Genomic DNA, 21,584 nt, shown 5'->3' on the forward strand with positions numbered 1-21,584 from the left:
AGGTATTAACAAATGTACCTACATAAATTACAATCCAGCTTAACAGTTGCTCATCTTGAGTCAGATCAGTTTAAATGGATGTTTATGTACTATTTTATGATTATAAAAAAACAACTTTCTCTTTTCTTATTAACGCTAGCCTTATTGACTAGTGCCAACGCTTTTGCAGATAAACAGCATTTTTCTTTAGCCCGTATTGACAAAAACATTACAGTCGATGGCGTTATGGATGAACCTCACTGGAAAAATGCGACACATATTCCTCTCATTTACCAAGATGAACCCAATGAAAAAGGGGTGCCGCCAGTAAAAACGGACGCTTATATTTATGATGACGGTACTAACTTGTATGTTGCTTATATAGCGCAAGATCCTGATCCAGAACAAATACGTGCATCTTTACGTGACCGAGATACGCTTTGGCAAGATGACGTAGTCATTCTTGTTATTGACACATTTAATGATGAGCGCACGGGCTACGAGTTTCATGTCAATCCGCTTGGCGCGCAAGGTGATATCCGCATGACCGATACAGACGGGTGGAGCTCTGATACTTCATGGAATGCTATTTGGGATAGCGCTGGAGAAATTAATGAGGAAGGCTATGTTGTTGAAATGCGTATTCCTTTTAAGGCACTGCGTTTTCCTGAGAATGAAAAAGAGCTAACATGGGGCTTCTCAGTGATGAGAAATTACCAAAGGGATGTGCTATATCAGCTATCAAATATGGGCTTTGACCGCGATGTAAAATGCAGTCTTTGCCAGTTTGATAAAATAACCGGATTTAAAGAAATTGAATCAAGTAGCAATGTTCAACTTACACCCACATTAACGACGTTACGCCACGATACTAAATCTAAAGTTCCAGGTGATTGGAATAATGGCGATATTGACACCGAAGTGGGTTTAGACTTGCGTTGGGGCTTAACAAAAGATGCCGTTATAAACGCAACCATCAACCCTGATTTTTCACAAGTAGAAACAGACTCACTAGAGCTTGATGTTAATACAACATTCTCAGTTTATTATGCTGAAAAACGACCATTCTTTTTAGATGGCGCATCTTATTTTAAAAGCAGCTTATTTGAGCTTTTATACACGCGTACGATTGCAGAGCCAACGCTAGGTGCAAAGTTAACAGGGAAAACGGGCAATCATAGCTATGCACTTATGTTGGCAGATGACGACAATAGTAATATTTTACTGCCAAGTAGCCAAAGTTCTAGTGTTGCCAGTTTAAATGATAAAACGAATGCCGCCGCAGCAAGGTATCAGTTTGATATGGGCGAAAACGGCACAATTGGTATTTCAAGTACTCACAGAGAGAGTGATGATTATCATAATTCCGTTTTATCGGTAGATGGTAGTTATTGGTTTAACCAATCAGACACGTTTATGTATCAGATTGCTACAGCTGATACACGTAACTCTGATTTTTTAGTTAAAAATTATAGTTTAGCAGACACGCAATCTGATCAAGCTTACTCATTAGCACTCACGCGTGATAAACGTGATTATAAATTATTTACATCGTATGAAAATATTGGAGACGATTACCGAACTGATTTAGGTTACCAAGAGAAGGTCGACTACGAAAAAATTGTTTTTGGTGGCGGACAGACGTGGTACCGAGATGAAAGTGACTTAGTAACGTCTTGGTCATATGAAGCGGACTGGGATAAAACATGGGCGCAAAATGGTGATTTACTTGAAGAAGAGCATGAAGGTTTTTTAAGCTTTAAAGGCCAAAAACAGTCTACTTTTGAAATTGGCTTTGTACACCGCTATGAAAATTATAACAATAGTTTCTACAATCAAAACATTGGTTATATTTACACCATGTTTAAACCCAACAAAGATTTAAGGGTTTCGTTATATGCTGAGTATGCAAGCCGCATTGATTACGCAAATGAACAACTTGGTGATGTACTCAATACGCAAACTCAAGTGGTATGGGATATTAACGATCATTGGCAACTTGATGTAAAACATAAATATAGTCAGTTAGATAACCCACAAAATGAGCGTGTATTTACTGCTAACTTAATTGATTTTAGGCTTTATTATAAATTTAGTATGCGTTCAATGCTTAAGTTAATTTTACAATTTGAAGATATTGATAAAAATAAAGATGCTTATTTTTATCAAGTCAGTAAAACGAATAAGGATTACGGGAGCCAACTTGTTTACTCGTATAAAATTAACGCACAAACGTTATTCTATTTAGGTTACTCAGACAAAGGTTATCAAGACGATAAACTCAATAGTGTAGAGCGAGATAAGCGTACATTTTTCACAAAAGTGAGCTACGCGTGGCAGTTGTAATAATGTGTGTGCATTTACGTGCATAAATTAACGCTAAACATCTCGGGGCTTTAAACAATGGTTTATAGCCCGAACTTAAAGCACTTAATCAGGCAATAACGTAGCATAAATACCAAACATGCGCTGCTATGGGGAGTTTACTCTTTGCTGCCTACATGGATGTCATAGGTAGGTATGGATGTCATAGGTAGGTACTTGAGAAAAACTTTAAGTAAAGCCTTAAAAATTTGGCTCTACCCCATACTGAAATACTTCTGTTTTTCGATCGCGTTTGGGGTGCGTACTAGCTGCATTTTCTCTCAGAAAATCAAATGCTCCATTAACTGCATTTAATAATCCTTTCCTATGCTTTCTAATAATCGCTGTTAATATGTTAATCCACAAAACTCTCGTTGTTTTTGCTACTGTCATTGTAGACATTTCAGTTTTGAATATCTTTTCAATACAGCTAGTTAAGAATACTTTAAGCGTGGTTACTATCTAAACGACATAAAAAAAGCCTCATAAAGAGGCTTTTTTAGTAATTTTTGAGTTACAAATCAAATGTGCGTGAAATTGCTAAAACAATACGCTCATCTGCATAATCGTAATCTAAGCTTGTGTTTTCAGCCGCTACTTCAATACCAAATCCTTCATAGCTTGTTTGATAAGCTAGGCGATAATGGTTGTAAGATTTCTTCTGCTTTGCAGGATCCCATAAGAATTTATCGCCATCAAGTGCATTTGAAATATCAAAGCTTGCACGTATTGCATGATTTGGCGCTATTTCAAACGTGTGCGCAATCATAGAGATTACATGGCCTGTATCGTAACCAAAGTAGTCCCAGCTGTACCAAAAGTTAAGTTCTGTTTGGCCATATTCACTGGCATAACCAAATTTAGTGAATGCCTCAGCGTAGTTACCGTCACTGTTATTACCTTGGTAAGTGTAATAAGCAATACCGTAGTCAACACTAAATTGCTCATTAAGTTGCACGTACTTGCCTACGTAAGCATCAAGCTCGAAATCAGTGTCATCACCAAAATCTACATTTGAAGCCCACACACCAGCGTAGACGCCGCTATCAAAAGCATAATCTAAGCTACCTTGAATCGCTGGATCGTTGTCTGTTTGTGTTACACCATTAAAGGTGTAGTCAGACGCTGCTGTGATTGTTGTTGACCAATCAGCTGCCGCAGTTGTTGATAAAAGTGCAAATGGCACTGCTACTACAAGTTGTTTTAGTTTGTTATTCATCATTAATCCCTAGTGTACTGTGTCTATTTTTTTGTAATCTATTTTGTTTGCTTTTGGTGAACTGTCTATATCTGTTACTGTTTTGAATTTACTGTACCCAATAAATGCAGCGCAGATAAAGAATAAACCTATAACGAGTGCACCGACCCATTGAATTTGTAGAAATTCTAATTTGAACAATAGTGTAAGTAACGACAAAGCGACAATATTTCCAAGTATATATTTCATTTTACCAAAACGTTTCACGGTAAAGTTTAGGTTATCCGTATATAAACGCACTAACGAATCGAGTGAGTTAATAACAAATACGATACCTACAAATACCATTGCAAAGTTTTTAATCCCTTGAGTTGGAATACCTGCTTCGTGGTAGTGATAAAGTACGCTAAACCAAATTGCGATTGGAATTGAAGGGAAAATTAACATTGCCCCTAATACTTGGTAGGTTTTAAGCCCGCCGACAAAGCGTGATGTAAATTGACCAATCATTATACTCCACGCAAACCACCAGAATAGATAGAATTCATGGTAATCATTTAGCGGTAACACAAATTGATTGATATTAGCAAAGTAAGTACCAATTGAGCCTAAGTTATTTGTAAATGCAGACATTTCGCTGTCGCCAATTACAAATGCGCCAACCCACATAAAACCAATGAGTGCTAAGAATAACCAAGTGGTAGCAATACTTAAAATACGCACATATTTAATGTCGGTACTTGAATACACTGCAAAACATATTGCTGCAAATACAATAAAGTAAAACTCAGTGACTACGCTGGTGCCATCACCTAACTCAGGTAAGTACCAAGGTAGATTGGTCAATAATAAATAAGCGGTAAATGCACACGTACCAATAATTACAACATTATTGATAAATTTAACCCAAGGAATTTCGAAAAATTTAACTTTAGGTTCTATTACACAGAAATAAAAGCACGTAAGAAAGTAAAATCCCCAGATCAAGAATCCCCAATAGCCAAATTCTATAGCAAGCGGGTTTGCAAACGCGTATTCTGGGCTTGCTTTTATGTCTGCATAACCTGCAAACTCAGTTAAAGGAAACATAATAAGGCCAACATCAAGGCCAGAAGTAAATAGTATTGCTATAAATGTGAAGGTTCTTACTGGTGTTACACCTACTACGCGAACATTACCCCATTTAATTAAAATAGTGATAATGGCAAGTAAGGTAAAAATGATGCCTGCATTAAGCCAAATAGTCATTGTTACCCTCCAAAGATGAATAAAAATAATTCATAAGCACTCCGTATTTTATTGTTTTGTTCTTGCATAAACACAACGTAACCTATTTACATCGTGTGCCACTGCAAGGCACGCATTGATTTAGCCCGACGAGGCTAAATCAAGCACATGGCTAAAGTTAGAACTGTGTACTACGTTGTGTTTCTTGCCAATTTGTTGTTATGGCAACATTTACATCCGATTTTGTTAATGGTTTGTTCCCTAAAATTATATCTGCCGCTTTTTCGGCAACCATAATGGTTGGTGCATTCAAGTTTCCGTTAGGGACGGTTGGGAATATAGATGAGTCAACAACGCGTAATCCTTCAATACCATGTACTTGCGTATTTGAGTTAACCACGGCCATATCATCTTCACCCATTTTGCATGAGCAAGAAGGGTGGTAGGCACTTTCTACAGCTTGGCGTACAAAGGCATCTATTTCTTCATCTGTTTGAATATGTTTACCAGGTTGAATTTCTTCATCGCGGTATTCATCAAAGGCTGTTTGTTCGATTATGTCGCGTGTTAAGCGAACGCACGCTCTGAAGCCTTCAATATCGTCTTGGTGTTCAAGGTAATTGAATAAAATCGTTGGTGGTTGCTCAGGGTTCGCTGAAGCAATAGTGACACTACCGCGACTTTTTGGTTTGTTATGGCCAACATGTACCTGAAAACCATGACCAGCAAATGCACTTCGTCCATCGTAACGCATAGCCGCTGGTAAAAAGTGATACTGAATATCTGGCCATTCAACACCTGGTTTTGAGCGAATAAACGCACACGATTCAAAATGATTCGTTGCACCTAAACCCGAACGTGTTAATAACCAGCGCGCACCAATCAACCCTTTTGAAACAATGCCTAGTTTGCCGTTAAGCGTGATAGGTTGCTTACATTTGTATTGAAAGTAAAATTCGAGATGATCTTGTAAGTTTTGACCTACACCTGGTAGATGATGTTTTACTTCAACGCCTACTTTTTCAAGCGCTTGCGTATCACCAATACCAGAGAGTTGTAAAATATGTGGAGAGCCAATTGGGCCTGCACTTAGTACAACATCTTTTGCAGCATGCGCGGTTTTAACGTCACCATTTACTTTGTATTCAATGCCTGTGGCTTTTTTACCATCTAAAATTACGCGTTGTGCCAGTGCACCTGTAATAATCGTTAAATTACTACGCGATTTAACAGGGTCTAAATACTCACGAGACGCAGAGCTGCGCACGCCGTCTTTTACGGTCATGTGCATTGGGCCAAAACCCTCTTGCTGCGACGCGTTGTAGTCATCGGTTGAAGCATAGCCAGCTTGCACGCCTGCTGTTATAAACGTACGGTAAAGCGGGTTTTTCATTTCGTTGCCGTTATTAACGCCAAGCGGGCCTTTGCCACCACGGTAAGTATTTTCACCAAGGTAAAAGCTTTCTGCTTTTTGAAAATACGGCAAACACGATTGATAATCCCAACCCTCAGCACCGTGTTGTTGCCATTCGTCAAAATCTTTTGCGTGGCCACGTACATAGACCATGCCATTTATAGATGACGAGCCGCCTAGTACTTTGCCTCGTGGACAATGCATTTCACGGTTATCTAAATGAGGCTCTGGTTGTGTATGAAACTGCCATGCGTATTTGTCACTATTCATAGGAATAGATAACGCGGTTGGCATTTTTATAAAAATGCTTTTATCACTGCCACCGGTTTCAAGTAACAAAACACGGTTACTTGAATCTTCAGATAAGCGATTTGCTAAAACACAACCCGCCGAGCCTGCGCCAACAATAATATAGTCGTAATGATTACTCATAGTAGGGCGCCTTAAAATGGACTTTCTATGTCGGCCATACCAACATAAATAGATTTGGTTTGCGTGTATTGATCAAGCGTTTGAATACCATTCTCGCGGCCAATACCCGATTGCTTATAACCGCCAACGGGCATCTCAGCAGGTGAGTTACCGTATGCATTAATCCAACAAATACCAGCTTGTAGTTGATGAATAACGCGGTGCGCACGTTTAATATCGCTAGTAAATACGCCTGCGGCTAAGCCTAGGTGTGTACCGTTAGCGCGTGCAATCACATCGTCTTCGTCGTCAAAAACAAGCACGCTCATTACAGGGCCAAATATCTCTTCTTTAACGATTGTCATATCATCGTTGCAATCAATAAACACGGTTGGTGCTACAAAGTATCCATTAGGTGCTGATTTAGGTGAAAGCGTTGTACCACCGGTTAGTAGCGTTGCACCTTCTTCAATACCTTTATTAACGTAGCTCATTACTAGTTCTTGGTGCTTTTTAGAAATAAGTGCGCCAAAGTTTGTATTTAAATCTTGTGGGTCGCCAGCAATAATGTTTTTCTCAGTACGCGCTTTAAGCTCATCAATAAACTGCTGATAGATATTTTTATGAACGTAAATACGTGTACAGTTAGTACAAATTTCGCCTTGCGTATAAAAGTTACCTAACATAGCAGCGCTAACCGCTTGCTCAATGTTGGCATCATCAAATACTAGTAGTGGAGATTTACCACCAAGTTCCATCGTGACATCTTTTAACGTACCGGCAGCACTTGCCACTACCTTTTTGCCTGTACCCACTTCACCCGTAAACGATACTTTATCAATCTCGTTGTGCTGCGTCAGCCACTGGCCTACGTCGCCCGCGCCTTGAACAACATTAAACACACCCGCTGGTACGCCTGCTTCAACAAATACTTCTGCAAGTTTAAGTGCGCCAAGAGGTGTTTCTTCAGATGGTTTGAATATAAATGCATTACCCGCTGCAAGAGCAGGGCCCGACTTCCAACATGCAATTTGTAGTGGGTAGTTCCATGCACCAATACCCGCACAGATACCTAGCGGCTCTTTACGTGTGTAGTAAAAGTCATTACCAACCATTTGCTGTTGGCCAACTTGTGCTGGCGCCAAGCCTGCAAAGTATTCAATTACATCAGCGCCAGTTTCAATATCAACACAATTTGCTTCTTGCATTGGTTTACCTGTGTCGAGTACTTCGACTAGTGCTAGTTCATCGTTGCGCTCGCGTAAAATAGCCACTGCTTTTAATAAAATACGGCTACGCTCGATTGGCGACATTGCTGACCACTGGGCAAAACCTTGCTTTGCACTAGCAATAGCTGCGTTTTGAATAAATTCATCGGCAATTTCTACTGCGTAAATAACCTCGCCTGTTGCTGGGTTTGTTACATCAAATGTTTTGCCGTTCTGGTTTGCAAGGAAATGGCCGTTAATAAAATTTTGATAGACAGGTGTAGTCACGCTAGGCTCCATATTGCTTGATAAGTGAAAGTACGTAGCTTTTTGCTAACTTTTCACTGTGTTTAAACTGATTATTGTCTGACTTACTCAATACTGCTCTTAACCATAGGCCATCAATCATCGCGGCGCTAAGTTCTGCAGCTTGTTTTGCTTGCTCAGTAGGCATTAATTGCTTAAAAGAAAATGCTAAATTACTTTGCAAGCGTTTACTGTTTACGTTTTGTAATCTGTGTAGCTCTTCGTCATGCATCGATTGCGCCCAAAAACTCAACCAGGTTCGGGTTGTATCATTACGCTGCTGTACAAGTGCAAAGTTGGCTTCAATAATAAACATTAAACGTTCAATGGCATTTGTTTGACAGCTGACCTTGCCTATCAAATCTTGCTTTAAGCTTGTTAATAAGTACCTTACAGTGGCTTCAATGAGCCCCTGCTTACCACCAAAATAATGGCTTATTATGCCTGACGATAAACCCGCATTTTTACTAATGGTGTTTATAGTTGTCCCTTGCAGTCCTTTATTAGCAACTGACTCTATAGTAGCGTCAATTAACTGCTGACGCCTGACCGGCTCCATTCCTACTTTAGGCATAATTTTTATTAATTGAACGTTCAATAAAGATAAGCTTAAGGTAATAGCTCTAACAATTCAAGGCTGTGTTGAACATATAGATGCCAAAGTGTAGACAATTTATTAATGTTTTTATAACTAATGAGATAAACGCAAGGATTTTCAATCTCATTTAAAGCAATTAAAAACAATGGGTTAAATTAATTGTGATTGCACATATACAGAGTAACGATTTCTTTACTGATATAAGTAAGTAAAAAGATTAAAAAATCGTTAGTAGGTTAATAGTTAGAGTGCTAATAGTATTATTTTAATACAACCAAAGGGAAAAGGGCTAATTACTTAGTGTTCTAATAAATAGTAGTTAATCATAATATGTATATTTAAATTGCGCATTAAACACGGGGATAGGGGATTAAACACGACTGATAACGCCTTTAAAAAGTAACGGGTAGCGTCTTAGCCTATTGCCAATATAGTCATCAGCTAAAATTTGCTGACAGATAAAGTTAATGTCTGTACTTGCTTCAAAAACCCAATCAAAGCGCTCTATAGCCAGCAAGAACCCACGCTTTAAATGAGTTTGAGAGCGGTACTGTTCTAGGTTGTTTTGAATAATTGAGATTTTGCTTGGATCAGCTCGAAGCTCTTCTACTACTAGATTAATAAAAGTAGTATTGAGCTTACTGGTAGGGCGGTTTCTTATTTTTCGTGGGTGCATTAGCTCTCGTTTGCAATGTTATACAATTTTTTTAAAAAGTCGTCTTTGTGTTTTTCATGTTCGTAGTCAAGGTGGTAGGTATTATGAAAACCAAAGCGCAGTTCAACACCGCTACCTTGTAAATATACCGTATAGCCATCTACGTCTGAATAAGCTGTAACACCCTGATAATGTTTACCTTCATCAGTCATTTCACCTTTTTGGATGATACGTTCATACACAGCCAAAATCTGTTTGTTATCGAGTTCATTTTTCATGTGCATTCCTTAGTTTTATTATGCTACGTGTAAAAATTTTAATTGGTTTACTTTACAAGTAATTACATTGAAATTATTTATAATTTAGGCGGTTTTTTGCTTTTTCTGTCGATAATTTGCAGGCGTTACACCGATTATTTTTTTGAACTGATTAGTAAAGTGCGCCTGATCAAAATAATTTAATGTTAAAGCAAGCTCGGCTAGCGGTAAATTGGGTTGTGTTTTTATAGCCCGCATCGCCAGCTTTGCTTTTATTATTTGAGAGCATTGTCGAAAGTTCATACCTATATACTCGGCAAATAAACGCTCAATTTTTTTTGTATGTAAGCCCGTTTTAGTACTCAAATCATCTAGCGTTAAATTCCCACACATTTTACTCACTATACCGAGTAATGATTGGCTAATGTGTTGCTGTGCAATATTTATTGTTTTTGTGTGTAGATGAGCTGTAAAAAAGCCATTTAAAAAGTGGACTTGTGCGCAAAAGGAGTGATGCTTAGCTAGTTGATCATACATATAATTAGTTGGAAATGTGCATACATCTGTAGTAATCAAATCTCTAATATCTTTAGCCTGAAAGTCGGTGAATAATTTTGTCGCAGCAGGTTTAAATCTTACACCTAGCGCATCAATATTTTTTGTTAAATTTAGCTTCTGTGACTGGCAAAATGTGGTACAGATATAACCGTCATTATCTAAACGAGTGTCGTTAATTGTGAGTGGTTGTTGAAAATTAAATATTATTCCTGAAGCACAGTCAGAATGTAAAAAGTGAGATGTTTTAGGCGCATATTCGGTACTTTTTATACACCAATAGCTGTCAATAAAGGAGCTTAATACTGGACTGACACTTGCTTTTTGAAAGCCATCTAATGCTATAGGTTGTGCGTTAGGTATCACGATTAATCTCCCTATTATATGTCGTAATCTTACAATACCACAGTTTATCGTAATGATATTGTGCTTTTATTTTAAGGAGATATATATGAGAAATAAAGTGATTAGTTGTTTAGTTGGGCTAATTTTATTCAGCATTTGCCATACGATAAAAGCAACTGAACCATCACTCGTTTTACAAAGTGAATCAGGCGAGCAAATTAGTTTGGATGACTATGTAGGTAAAAAGCCCACCTATTTGAAATTTTGGGCAACGTGGTGTGCACCTTGTATGGAGCAAATGCCACACTTTGAACGATCATTTGAAGTATATGGAGATAAAATACAGTTTATCGCGATCAATATAGATTTAAACGAAACCCAAAAAGCGATTCAAAGCGTTAAGGAAAAATTTGGTTTGAGTATGCCGATGATGACAGATAATACGGGGCGCGTGGCGCAATATTATCAATTTTTAGGAACCCCTTATCATGTGCTACTCGATCGAACTGGTAAAGTTATTTATCAAGGACATGATGCAGATAGCGCATTGAATAAAACCCTTAAATTACTATCACACGATGGCCTTAGCAAACAAACCCAACTTTTAGCTGCCCAAGGTAGATATCAGCCCGCGTTGCTGCGTATACCCGATAAGGGGATAAAGGGGGTGTATTTTACCGCAGCATGGTGCGATTGGTATTTAGCTGACTCGCGACCAGACATGTCTAAAAACTGTATTGATGGACAAAGCCAAGTAAATCGATTGTTTAAGCAAGGACTTACAATTGAATCACGTATTAGTCAGCTATGGACAGATACGCATGCGGCGACAGAGTATATTACTAAATTTAATGTTCGACACCCACTCAGTATTGATTTTGGTAATGAACTGTTTATCGAAAATAGCATATCAATTGTGCCCACTTTGATTATTTATAAAGATGGTAAAATAATCGAACGGATCACTGATTTTTCAACGCACATTAGCCTTGAAAATATTCAATAATTTACTTTGATAATCGCGTATTCTAACCTATGCTCTAAGCTCATTTTTTGTTGAGCTTAGAGCATGATAGACAAGGCGTTACTACTTAAAACTCGTGAGTTATCCGATCAACTAATTGCCCTGCAAACACCGATCAGGATACTTGATGCAATTAACTGGGATAAACAAACCAAAGAGGAGTTTTTTAGGCAAAAATGCCAAAAAAATCCACTTATCGATCGCGCATATTACCAACAGCGAGATTTAGGATTTGAGCCGAGCGAGCTACGCCAAGCGTTTTCCACTTTGCACCGCAACATTATTAACCAATTGGGGCAGTTAAATCCGATTGCTCAATACATGGGAAAAATGTGTACTGAGTATAAAACAGTATTGAGTATGCTTGAGTATCGTGGCACGCCAGAATTTCATGATTTATCGGTGGAGTTGTTTGGCCATCCTAAAGACTTATTTCACGCAGGTGAGCCATCACTTTCCGAGCTTGCTAATATGTTAGATAAACCATTAAAAAACTTGCTCGTCGCTGACATATTACCTGATGATCCTAAAAATATTGATGCAGTTGATGCTGTACGCATTTTGTCAGAGCAAGTTAATGCGAGTATGGCGGGGATAAATGTAGAGGTAATGCTTAGCGATGGTATTGTTAGTGATGCAGCGGCGGGCGCTAATAATATTAAGCTTAATCAAGATGTAAAGTTCTCCCAACGTGAGCTCGATATTTTAGAAGTACACGAAGGGTGGATACATGTTGGCACAACTCAAAATGGCTTAGCGCAGCCGTATTTGACGTGTTTAAGTAAAGGTACCCCTAGTTCTACTATTACCCAAGAAGGACTCGCTGTTTTAACCGAAATTATTACTTTAAAATCGACCCCTAGGCGCTTATCTAAATTAGTTAATCGTATCCAAGCCGTAACAAAAGTAATTGATGGTGCTGAGTTTGTCGATATTTACCGTGATTACGTAGCGCAAGGTTTATCAAAAGACGACAGCTATACACTCGCGCAGCGTGTTTTTAGAGGCAGTACAGCAACAGGTCTTCCTTTTACAAAAGATATTGCCTACATTAAAGGCTTTGTTTTGGTATATAACTTAATTCGAGTGGCAATTCAGCTTGGTCGAATCGATAGGCTGCCTTTATTACTGGTAGGTAAAATATCGATAGATGATTTTAGATTAATATCTCAACTACATGATTTAGGTGTAATAGAAAGCCCACAGTTTGTGCCACCACACTTTAAAGATTTACGCGGTTTAGCAACTTGGCTGAGCTTCGGTCGCTTTATTGGTGACTTATCGTTTGAAAAGTTAGAAAACGATTATAAACCGTTATTTTTGTAATTAAATCACCATTTTTATTCAGGAAACATCTGTTTATTTTTTAGTATCGAAATCAAAACGCAGTTGGAATGAGCAACTGCGTTTAAATTGTGTAACTACACCCATACGGTCACATATAGTGGCTATAAGTACTCAATTAATACGCTCTTCGTGGAGCGGTAGACCTTTAATACGAATACCTAACTGTTTCCGTAAGCAATAACTTCAATCGCCATTTTGGGTTACAGCGAAACATTTAACTTATTGATGAATCAAGCTAATTGTTTATTTTAGTTATTGGTTTTAAAGGAGTTACATAATATTTTGTTTCGTACACGTGCATCATGCGTTTAGCAGTATCTGCATCGAACCCGTCATAGTGGACTCCTTTAAGAAATTCATACATAGCAGGGGTACGCATATACTGGTTAATTAAGGTTATTGCTTTTTCGCCTTCGACTGTTTGGCTGCAAGCAAAGTAACCATTAATAAACTCGGGGTATTCACTTATTGCACGGCTATCTAGCTGGGCATACTGTTCGTCAGATAAAAATGATTTAACAGTGTATTCGTAATTAACAATTATATCGATGCGTTTATGTATAAGTAATTGCCCTAATTGTGCAAAGCTATCGGCACTATTTATAGAAGCCACTTGATGCTGATAATCTGCAAACATGTTATCTAGCTCTTGATAACTGGCAGATGCAACAATTCCAAATGTTTTTTGATCTGCAAGTAATTTAGAAACAGACACTGTTTCTGGTAGCCCTTGTAGGGTTTCTTTATACCCAAAAAGTTTACGCTGTACGAACATTGTTGTGGGTATTTCAGAGAACAAGAAAAGCTTTTCTCGTTGCTTTGTTTTAATCATATTATAACTGCATACAGGTTGCGGCCCTGATAAACGCTTTATTAAGCGAGCATGGTTAGTCCATTCTGTACTGACGTTAAATTCATCGCGTAGTATTTGTTGGAAAAGAGCATAAAAACGTTTTTCAGTTGTGCGCTCAGTCGTATCGTCATTATACGCACGGGACAATATAGTAAGGGAAGAGTGAGCTTCGGCTAGGAGAGGTAAACTAAGTAAACTAATGAAAATACAATGTTTTAAAATGTTCATGCAATTTCCTTTTTGTTTAAAACTACCAAGAAATGCCTGAGTTGTCTTTATAAAAAAAGCCCATATGGGCTTTTTTTATACTTAAACACAACAGATTCAATTAACGTGCGTTGGTACTTTCAAAAATTTTGTCAGCTGAGGCTGCTACAAAACCAGTATAAAGCTCGCCGTCTGCTTTAGGGTAACGAATCGCAAACTCATAAAAGCAGCTAGGAATACTCATGTCACCATCACTAAATGTGACAGCGTAATTATCAGCAAGTGTTGATGATTGCTCAAGTAGCACCTCTGGTGAGCCTTTAACTTCGCCGCCAGATGTATTAAGTACAAAGCCAGCGTCTTTTAGCGCTTGGTTAACATCATGAATGTTATTAAACTTAGCAAGCGTATTAATATTTACAGTAAAGTGATTTGCACGATAGCCCCACGCCGACATCCACGCTGCATATTCGCTTTCAGCTAGCAGTTGTTTGTAAGTATCGGTGCTTACTTGCCAATGCGTGCCTGAATACAAAAAGTTATCAGCAGTGACAGCGTTTTCATCAATTTGGCTTACCATATTGGTTACGATGGTTTGTAACTCTGGCGAGCATTTTTCGACTAATAGCTCAGAAATAAACACTTTTGGTTGATTCGGATCGCTATGTTCATAGTGTTTTGCGTAAAGTTTTTTAGCTTCAAAGTGGTACTCACCACATTCTTTGTAACCAATAGCTAAAAAGTGAGCGGCGAGTTTTTCAAGACCGACCTTTTCAATATTAAATGTACGCAGCGCAATATGGTCGTTAATGATGTCATTTTTTTGCGTTGAACCTAAAAGGTCATGAATCTTATCGGCCGATGGCGTCACTGTTAAATAGTTTTTCCAAAGGTTATCAAATAATGTGTTTACATTAGAATGCATTTTAAATCCTTAAATTTGGTTATTTAGTTATTCTATTATTAAGCCCGGCGCGAGGGTTTTCGGTAAGCTCACTGTGTCTGATTCAACAGATGCAACAGGGTAAGCACAATAATCAGCGGCGTAATAGGCACTTGCTCTGTGGTTACCACTGGCGCCAATACCGCCAAATGGAGCTGCACTAGAGGCACCTGTAATAGGGCGGTTCCAGTTAACAATACCTGCTCGAATACGTTTTAAAAAGTGAGTGTAATCATCTTCGTTATCAGCTAGTAAACCAGCAGATAAACCAAAACTTGTGTTGTTAGCTTCAATAATTGCGCTGTCAAAGTCGTTGTAGCGATATACTTTTACAAGAGGCCCAAAGTGCTCTTCATCGGGCATGTCGGTAATACTTGTTACATCAATAATACCTGGGCTTACAAAGCCTGTACCTGGTTTTAATTGCTTAAGTTCAACAAGTATTTGCGCACCTTTTGATACTAATTCATTTTGTGCAGCGACCATACCAAGGGCTGCCTTTTCGCTTATCATTGCACCCATAAAAGGCTGCTCTGTAGCAAAGCTGTCGTCTACAACGATGTTTTTAGTCGCGCTTATTAGCTTTTCTAAAATAGCATCGCCATTGAGTGATTTTTCAATAAATAAGCGGCGTGCACACGTACAGCGTTGACCTGAAGTGATAAAGCCTGATTGAATAATGTCGTGCACAGCAGCGCTTATGTCACTAACATCTTTTACAATAAGAGGATTATTGCCACCCATTTCAAGCGCTAATATTTTGCCAGGGTGCCCTGCAAATTGCTTATGTAGTAAGTGACCAGTGTTTGAGCTACCGGTAAAAAATAAGCCATCTATGTCTTTATGAGATGCAAGTGCTTTACCTGTTTCAATTTCACCTTGCACAAGGTTAATAACGCCCGCTGGCAAACCTGCTTTTAGCCAAAGTGAGAGCGTAAATTCTGCAACGTGCGGCGTCAGTTCTGATGGCTTAAATACCACGGTATTACCGGCTAAAATTGCAGGAACAATATGCCCGTTTGGTAAATGCCCCGGAAAGTTATACGGGCCAAAAATAGCCACAACGCCATGCGGTTTGTGTCTAATAAACGCTTTAGCACCGGGCATTGGGTTTTCGGTTGTACCGGTACGCTCATGGTACGCTTTAACTGAAATAGCTATTTTGCCTGTCATTGCGCCCACTTCGGTGCGCGTTTCCCATAATGGCTTACCTGTTTCGCGCGCAATTATGGTCGCAAATTCTTCGCTGTGTTCTTTTAATTGTGCGGCAAAGTTTTCTAAAATGGCTATACGCTCTTCAAGCGGTGTGTCTGCCCATTGTATTTGCGCGGCTCTGGCTGCTTTTACCGCTGAATCTACTTGAACAGCGTTTGCGCCATTACCGCGCCATACCGCATCACCATTACTTGGATTGATTGACTCAAATGCCGGACCAAGGCCCACATGCCACTGGTTATTAATTAGGTGTGTATTCATAAATAATTTACAGGCGGAAAAATCGCGCTGCATCTCCTTGGCTTAAATTAAGCGCCTTAGCCACATCTTGGCTAATAACGAGGGTATGTTTTGCATGATTGTAATGTGCGTCTTTGGTAAATGTTGCTCTAAAGCCACTTACGCCTTGGTTACATACAGCTAGCGTATCAGAGCTATTTTGCGAAATGTGATCAAGCTCACCAATCGTAATAGGGCAAACTTGGGAGTCGCGAATGCTGCGAATATTGCCAAGCTTTGCTTCAACCGTTGGGCCTGCATCAAATAAGTCAACGTAGCCTCTGTGCTCAAACCCTTCTTTTTCTAATAATTTTAGCGCAGGTTTTGTTTTTTCATGCACATGGCCGATAACTGCTTGGGCTTTTTTGCTAAGCAAATTTACATAAATTGGGTATTTAGGCATTAATTCGCTAATAAATACCTTATCGCCTAAGCCCACTAAGTGATCCGCTTCTGGAAATTCGATACTAAAAAAGTGCTCTTGCAGCCATTGCCAAAAAGGAGAATGACCGTCTTCGTCGCTAACACCGCGCATTTCTGCGATAACGGTATCGGCAAAACGCTCGCTATGCTGAGCCATAAATAAAAAGCGTGAACGTGATAAAAAGCGACCCGTTAAACCTTTGCGGCTGTTTTCGCGCAAAAACAATGTGCATATTTCAGAGCAACCTGTGTAGTCGTTACACATGCTTAAAATGTCGACAGTGTTATATACATTTAAAGTAGGTGAGTGGTGTACCGTTTTACCTAAATGATAATGATATAAAGGAACCGATAAGCCTACTGCGGCTTCAATAGCGGTTGTGCCAATAACGTCACCGGTTTCGCTGTCTTCTAAAACAAATAAATAGCTTTCATCGAGAGGTTGGTTAACATTCTTAGCAAAGCTTGTTTCAGCACGTTCAATTTTTTCTTTAAGTTGTGCGTCGTCCACAGGTAAAGAGGTAAATCCATGGCCTGATTCAATCGCAATTTGTTTAAGTGCGTCAAAATCATTGGCAGTAATAGGACGTAATACTTGCATTTATTGCTTGCTCCAATAGCACGCCAGTAGGCGTGCTAATTAAACTATATTAACCGTTTACTACATCGCTAACGGCTTTTTCAAAGCGCGCTAAGCCTTCTTTAATATCTTCAAACGGAATAACTAAAGATGGTGTAAAGCGGATCACATCCATACCCGCCACTAAGTTCATTAAGCCATTGTTAGCACTTGCTACTAAAAAATCACGTGCGCGTCCGGCAAACTGCTCGTTTAATACCGCGCCAATTAATAAGCCTTTACCGCGTACTTCACTAAATACGTTGTATTTTTCGTTAATAGCGTTTAAACCGTCACGGAATAACTGCTCGCGCTCTTTAACACCATTTAGTACGTCAGGCGTATTTACGGTATCAAATGCGGCTTCTGCAACCGCACATGCAAGTGGGTTACCACCATACGTTGAGCCGTGTGTACCAATTTTTAAGTGAGCTGCAATCTCAGTTGTGGTGATCATTGCACCAATAGGAAAACCACCGCCAAGTGCTTTTGCCGTTGTTAAAATGTCAGGTACAACCTTTAAACCTTCGTAGGCGTATAAATCGCCCGTGCGGCCAACACCTGTTTGTACTTCATCAAAAATGAGTAATGCGTTATGTTTAGTACACAGCTCTCGTACTTTTTTAGCAAAGTCATCTGTTGGTGAGATTATACCGCCTTCACCTTGTAATGGTTCCATCATAACGGCACATGTTTTATCGCTGATCAGCGCTTCGAATGCAGCAATGTCGTTAAAATCACAATGCACTATGTCAGCAGGTTTTGGGCCAAAACCATCTGAATAAGCGGCTTGCCCGCCCACGGTTACTGTAAAGAACGTACGGCCGTGGAAGCCTTTATTAAAGGCGATAATTTGTGTTTTTTCAGTGCCGTGTACATCTAATGCAAAACGACGCGCTAGTTTAAGCGCTGCTTCGTTTGCTTCAGCGCCTGAATTTGCAAAATACACTTTTTCAGCAAAAGTCGCATCGACCATTTTTTTAGCTAAACGAAGCGCAGGCTCGTTAGTCATTACGTTTGATAAGTGCCAAATTTTTTCACCTTGCTCTTTTAATGCTTTAACTAGTGCTGGGTGGCAATGACCTAAACAGTTAACGGCAATACCACCGGCAAAATCAATAAATTCATTGTTGTTTTGATCCCACACGCGAGAACCTTCACCACGAACAGGGATAACCGCTGAAGGATTATAGTTTGGTACCATTACATCGTTGAATAAATCTCTAGTTACTTGCATTTTGTACACCTAAATTGAGGGCTTAGATAAGATAGTAGTTGCTAAATCAAAGAAGAATATAGCCATTATTCTTCAGCAAACACGGTATTAGTTTTAATAAGACGTCATTATCGAAGGTTGTCAGTTAAATTTGCAGTGCTATTTTGTGAAAAATGATTAAAATAAAAGTCAAAATAACGAAATTAATAACCATTATGATAACTCCACAAGACGAAAAGCTATTATCTATACTAAAAACCAATGCCAGAGCGAGTATTTCGGATCTTGCTAGACTGCTAAATTTATCTCGCTCTACAGTGCAAAGTAGGATGTTGAAGTTAGAAGAAAATGGAGTCATTAAAGGTTACAGCGTCGATTATGGAGATGACTACCTAAGTAAGATGGTGTCGGCGCACGTGTCAATAAAGGTAAAGCAAAAGCTCACCACTAAAACTAATTTAGAACTAAAACAAATTGATGCGATATCGCAGCTTTATGCCATAAGTGGTGAGTTTGATTTAATTGCCGTTGTCCAAGCGCAAAATTTAGAGCAACTGAGTCATTTACTTGATGATATTGGCAACCTTGATGGGGTGGAGCGCACAACATCATCTGTTATTTTAGAGACTAAGTTTAAACGCTAATACATTTGTATCATAGTTGTCCGCAGTTCAGGTTATTTATTTACGTGATAGATTTTCTATGGGGTATGTACTAGAATTACCGATAACGGAGTCAGCTGTTTGCTGTCATATTTAAGGACAATTGTGAAATCATTTATTTTAGTTTTATTATCGGCTTTAGCTATCGGGTATTACCTAACTGCAAAAGCAAACAGTGGTACTTCTATCAACAGTACTAATGTTGAAAAGTATAGTGATATATTCTTTAAATTAGAGACGTCACCGGTAAGTATGAGTGAAATTATTGTTGGTGCTAAACACTTTGCTGTCACGTTGTGTGAAGATGGTGGTTATCAGCAAGCTTTGGGTGGCTCTGTTAGTGCGTGTAAGCTTAATTTTGATAGGACTAAAGACATGTGCTCCAGATACCCTGTTGCAGAGAAAGAGCAATTTTACACCGACAAAGCAATAGTTTCTCTATTAGCTGAACAGTTTATAAACTGTGTCAGTAGTTAACGTGACTCTCTATTAAGCAAATTGGTATGAATTCATTTATCGAGAGGTCTGCTTACGATTACTTTTTTTACCTCATCAAGCTTAATAAAATAAGCGTTTCCGCCAATTCCGTTAAACTCTTCATCTGTAAATACTATCGTATTGTCATCAAAAAAAGTAACGGCTTCTTTTTGAGTAACAATCCCAAGGTCTATTTTTGATACATCACCAGAGAAAAATTTATCACCTTCAAAGTTTTCAAATAACCAAATGCTGGTTGAATCAAGTAGTACTAATTTTTTACGATCGGGGCTTAGTGCCGCAGAGGTTATCCAACATAATTTTTCCATTGTGGTACAGGTTTTAAATGAACCAATTAACTGTGCTTTAAAGTTCGCAGCGTGGTCGCCTACCTTATAAACCTTTGTTATGCCGTCGAATGGCTCTGTACGGTTTTTAGTAAATAGATACAAATGACGACCTAGCGCGACAAATGCTTCTAAATCAAAATTACGATTATTTGGCTTTATGGGGCTGCCATCCATTTCTGGATAGGTAAATTTAATTATTTCAGCCTGTGTAGTGTCAGTTTTTATATCTATTGGGTTTTCTATTTTATAAATAGTAAGCCATCTTCGATCGTTCTTATTATTACCAAAATCGCCTAAGAAAAAGTGCCCAAACTTATTTTGAGTCATGTCTTCCCAGTCAATGTTTTTAGCGTTTTCAACCAATATTTCTTTAGCGATAGAGCCGTCCTTATTAAGCCGATAAAGCTTAGGATCATTGCCTCCATCGTTAATAGCCCAAAGCCGTTTATGCTTATCAAATTCGATACCTGATATTTCTTTTAATTTAGGATCAATTGAGATTTCTTTCTTGCTGTAAAGGGTATAGATTGAAGAGCCAACAAAAGTCACTATTATTAAAACTGCGATGGCCATAGTAAGTAAAATGCTTTTTTTCAACATGAAATTTTAGATATTTCAGAGTGTTAATATATATGTATTATCGCTTATGGGGGGTCATAACGAAAGTGTTTTATATTGTAAAGCACTCCCTTTGTATGTTGATTAAAGTAAAAAGACATTTTATTAAATAATAACTGACTTGGCTCGCTGTTGGTTTAGAAATTGCTACAATAAATAGAACTTTGTCAAAGTGGTACGGTTGACGTTTCAACTGCACTAAATGCGTGCAATAGCAGAAATATTTGCACTGTAATAATGCTTAAATAAAGTTTTGTTTAACTTATACCAATTGCATTAAATAGGTGATCTATTATAGCGCGAAGAAAATAGCACAATAACAAGGCGAAAATTGTGACATATAGTTATTCTATATGAATAATTTCAACGCAGTTAGTGAGTTATTTAATGCGATAGAAAGATCATGTTTTTAATAAAATTGGTATTATTCGCGTTAAATGATTTTGAATGGAATCCACATCGCCTTTTAGTTTAGTTGTATGGCTTGTGGCAAAAATTAAGTCCCTTTTTTGGTTTAGTTGGAGCCTGCTATGTTGAATAAACGTTTTTTTAAAACAAAAAATGAAGCTGAAGTTACTTTTGAATTTACTCACCCTGAAGCAGAGCAAGTCTGTTTACTCGGTGAATTTAATGATTGGCAACCTGTGCCAATGAAGCTTAATAAAAAACAGGGGGTGTTTAAATGCAAGCAACGCCTTCCAATTGATCAACAATTCCACTTTCGTTATTTAATAAATGGCAACATTTGGGATAACGATCATCAAGCTGATGGCTACATTGGCAATACATTTGGTACAGAAAATAGCATAGTTAATACGCAACGTATAAATTAAG

Annotated in this window: 21 protein-coding genes; 6 read left to right on the forward strand and 15 right to left on the reverse strand. The window is 38.5% G+C overall.

Annotated elements, in window-relative coordinates; translation table 11 throughout:
- Positions 1-84: 84 nt before the first annotated feature.
- Positions 85-2,325, forward strand: a complete 2,241-nt coding sequence (locus tag H5119_RS05045; protein ID WP_182701489.1) for a carbohydrate binding family 9 domain-containing protein — start codon at positions 85-87, stop codon at positions 2,323-2,325.
- 219 nt (positions 2,326-2,544) lie between these two features.
- Here the strand turns inward: H5119_RS05045 and H5119_RS05050 are convergent, their stop codons facing one another.
- The 9 genes from H5119_RS05050 to H5119_RS20680 all read right to left on the reverse strand — a co-directional run bounded on the left by H5119_RS05050 (position 2,545) and on the right by H5119_RS20680 (position 10,538).
- Complete coding sequence (locus H5119_RS05050; protein ID WP_259398947.1) at positions 2,545-2,745, reverse strand: hypothetical protein; 201 nt, start codon at positions 2,743-2,745, stop codon at positions 2,545-2,547.
- A gap of 112 nt (positions 2,746-2,857) precedes the next feature.
- On the reverse strand, positions 2,858-3,562 hold the full coding sequence (locus H5119_RS05055; protein WP_182701443.1) for a TorF family putative porin: 705 nt from the start codon (positions 3,560-3,562) through the stop codon (positions 2,858-2,860).
- 9 nt (positions 3,563-3,571) lie between these two features.
- The gene (locus H5119_RS05060; RefSeq protein WP_182701444.1) at positions 3,572-4,789 is read right to left on the reverse strand and encodes a BCCT family transporter; all 1,218 of its coding nucleotides are present in this window, start codon (positions 4,787-4,789) and stop codon (positions 3,572-3,574) included.
- Positions 4,790-4,946: 157 nt separating this feature from the next.
- Complete coding sequence (gene betA / locus H5119_RS05065; RefSeq protein WP_182701445.1) at positions 4,947-6,614, reverse strand: choline dehydrogenase; 1,668 nt, start codon at positions 6,612-6,614, stop codon at positions 4,947-4,949.
- Between the two features lie 11 nt (positions 6,615-6,625).
- Positions 6,626-8,089 (reverse strand): betaine-aldehyde dehydrogenase, encoded by a 1,464-nt coding sequence (betB, locus tag H5119_RS05070; RefSeq protein WP_182701446.1) that lies wholly within the window; start codon positions 8,087-8,089, stop codon positions 6,626-6,628.
- 1 nt (position 8,090) lies between these two features.
- Entirely contained in the window at positions 8,091-8,666 is a 576-nt protein-coding gene (betI, locus tag H5119_RS05075) for a transcriptional regulator BetI (RefSeq protein ID WP_077538762.1), read from the reverse strand.
- A 409-nt stretch (positions 8,667-9,075) separates the two neighbouring features.
- Positions 9,076-9,381, reverse strand: coding sequence for a hypothetical protein (locus H5119_RS05080; RefSeq protein WP_182701447.1), 306 nt, complete (start codon positions 9,379-9,381; stop codon positions 9,076-9,078).
- Positions 9,381-9,638, reverse strand: coding sequence for a DUF3081 domain-containing protein (locus H5119_RS05085; protein ID WP_008169639.1), 258 nt, complete (start codon positions 9,636-9,638; stop codon positions 9,381-9,383). Before H5119_RS05085 ends, H5119_RS05080 begins: the two co-directional genes overlap by 1 nt.
- Positions 9,639-9,722: 84 nt before the next feature.
- On the reverse strand, positions 9,723-10,538 hold the full coding sequence (locus H5119_RS20680) for a helix-turn-helix domain-containing protein (RefSeq protein WP_182701448.1): 816 nt from the start codon (positions 10,536-10,538) through the stop codon (positions 9,723-9,725).
- 85 nt (positions 10,539-10,623) lie between these two features.
- Between H5119_RS20680 and H5119_RS05095 the strand changes: the two genes are divergently transcribed.
- Positions 10,624-11,523, forward strand: a complete 900-nt coding sequence (locus H5119_RS05095; RefSeq protein WP_182701449.1) for a redoxin domain-containing protein — start codon at positions 10,624-10,626, stop codon at positions 11,521-11,523.
- Between the two features lie 63 nt (positions 11,524-11,586).
- Positions 11,587-12,867 (forward strand): flavohemoglobin expression-modulating QEGLA motif protein, encoded by a 1,281-nt coding sequence (locus tag H5119_RS05100; RefSeq protein WP_182701450.1) that lies wholly within the window; start codon positions 11,587-11,589, stop codon positions 12,865-12,867.
- A 256-nt stretch (positions 12,868-13,123) separates the two neighbouring features.
- On the opposite strand, the gene H5119_RS05105 is transcribed toward H5119_RS05100, so the two are convergent.
- The 5 genes from H5119_RS05105 to H5119_RS05125 all read right to left on the reverse strand — a co-directional run bounded on the left by H5119_RS05105 (position 13,124) and on the right by H5119_RS05125 (position 18,664).
- Complete coding sequence (locus H5119_RS05105; protein WP_182701451.1) at positions 13,124-13,969, reverse strand: hypothetical protein; 846 nt, start codon at positions 13,967-13,969, stop codon at positions 13,124-13,126.
- Between the two features lie 100 nt (positions 13,970-14,069).
- Positions 14,070-14,873 (reverse strand): DUF1338 domain-containing protein, encoded by an 804-nt coding sequence (locus H5119_RS05110; protein ID WP_182701452.1) that lies wholly within the window; start codon positions 14,871-14,873, stop codon positions 14,070-14,072.
- Between the two features lie 27 nt (positions 14,874-14,900).
- Complete coding sequence (gene astD / locus H5119_RS05115; protein WP_182701453.1) at positions 14,901-16,367, reverse strand: succinylglutamate-semialdehyde dehydrogenase; 1,467 nt, start codon at positions 16,365-16,367, stop codon at positions 14,901-14,903.
- Between the two features lie 7 nt (positions 16,368-16,374).
- Positions 16,375-17,409 (reverse strand): arginine N-succinyltransferase, encoded by a 1,035-nt coding sequence (gene astA / locus H5119_RS05120; RefSeq protein ID WP_182701454.1) that lies wholly within the window; start codon positions 17,407-17,409, stop codon positions 16,375-16,377.
- Between the two features lie 49 nt (positions 17,410-17,458).
- Entirely contained in the window at positions 17,459-18,664 is a 1,206-nt protein-coding gene (locus H5119_RS05125; RefSeq protein ID WP_182701455.1) for an aspartate aminotransferase family protein, read from the reverse strand.
- 194 nt (positions 18,665-18,858) lie between these two features.
- Here H5119_RS05125 and H5119_RS05130 point away from each other — a divergent pair, with 194 nt between their 5' ends.
- Together H5119_RS05130 and H5119_RS05135 are read left to right on the forward strand one after the other, a co-directional pair.
- Positions 18,859-19,287, forward strand: a complete 429-nt coding sequence (locus H5119_RS05130; RefSeq protein ID WP_077538768.1) for an Lrp/AsnC family transcriptional regulator — start codon at positions 18,859-18,861, stop codon at positions 19,285-19,287.
- Positions 19,288-19,410: 123 nt separating this feature from the next.
- Positions 19,411-19,782: a hypothetical protein gene (locus tag H5119_RS05135; protein ID WP_182701456.1), complete on the forward strand. Its 372-nt coding sequence runs from the start codon at positions 19,411-19,413 to the stop codon at positions 19,780-19,782.
- 32 nt (positions 19,783-19,814) lie between these two features.
- Here H5119_RS05135 and H5119_RS05140 read toward each other — a convergent pair whose 3' ends face one another.
- Positions 19,815-20,732 carry a hypothetical protein gene (locus tag H5119_RS05140; RefSeq protein ID WP_182701457.1) on the reverse strand — a complete coding sequence of 306 codons (918 nt, stop codon included), beginning with the start codon at positions 20,730-20,732 and terminating at the stop codon, positions 19,815-19,817.
- 548 nt (positions 20,733-21,280) lie between these two features.
- Between H5119_RS05140 and H5119_RS05145 the strand changes: the two genes are divergently transcribed.
- Positions 21,281-21,583 (forward strand): isoamylase early set domain-containing protein, encoded by a 303-nt coding sequence (locus tag H5119_RS05145; RefSeq protein WP_077535206.1) that lies wholly within the window; start codon positions 21,281-21,283, stop codon positions 21,581-21,583.
- Position 21,584: the final 1 nt, after the last annotated feature.

Source organism: Pseudoalteromonas sp. SG45-5, from assembly GCF_014164085.1.
Classification (GTDB): Bacteria; Pseudomonadota; Gammaproteobacteria; order Enterobacterales; family Alteromonadaceae; genus Pseudoalteromonas; species Pseudoalteromonas aliena.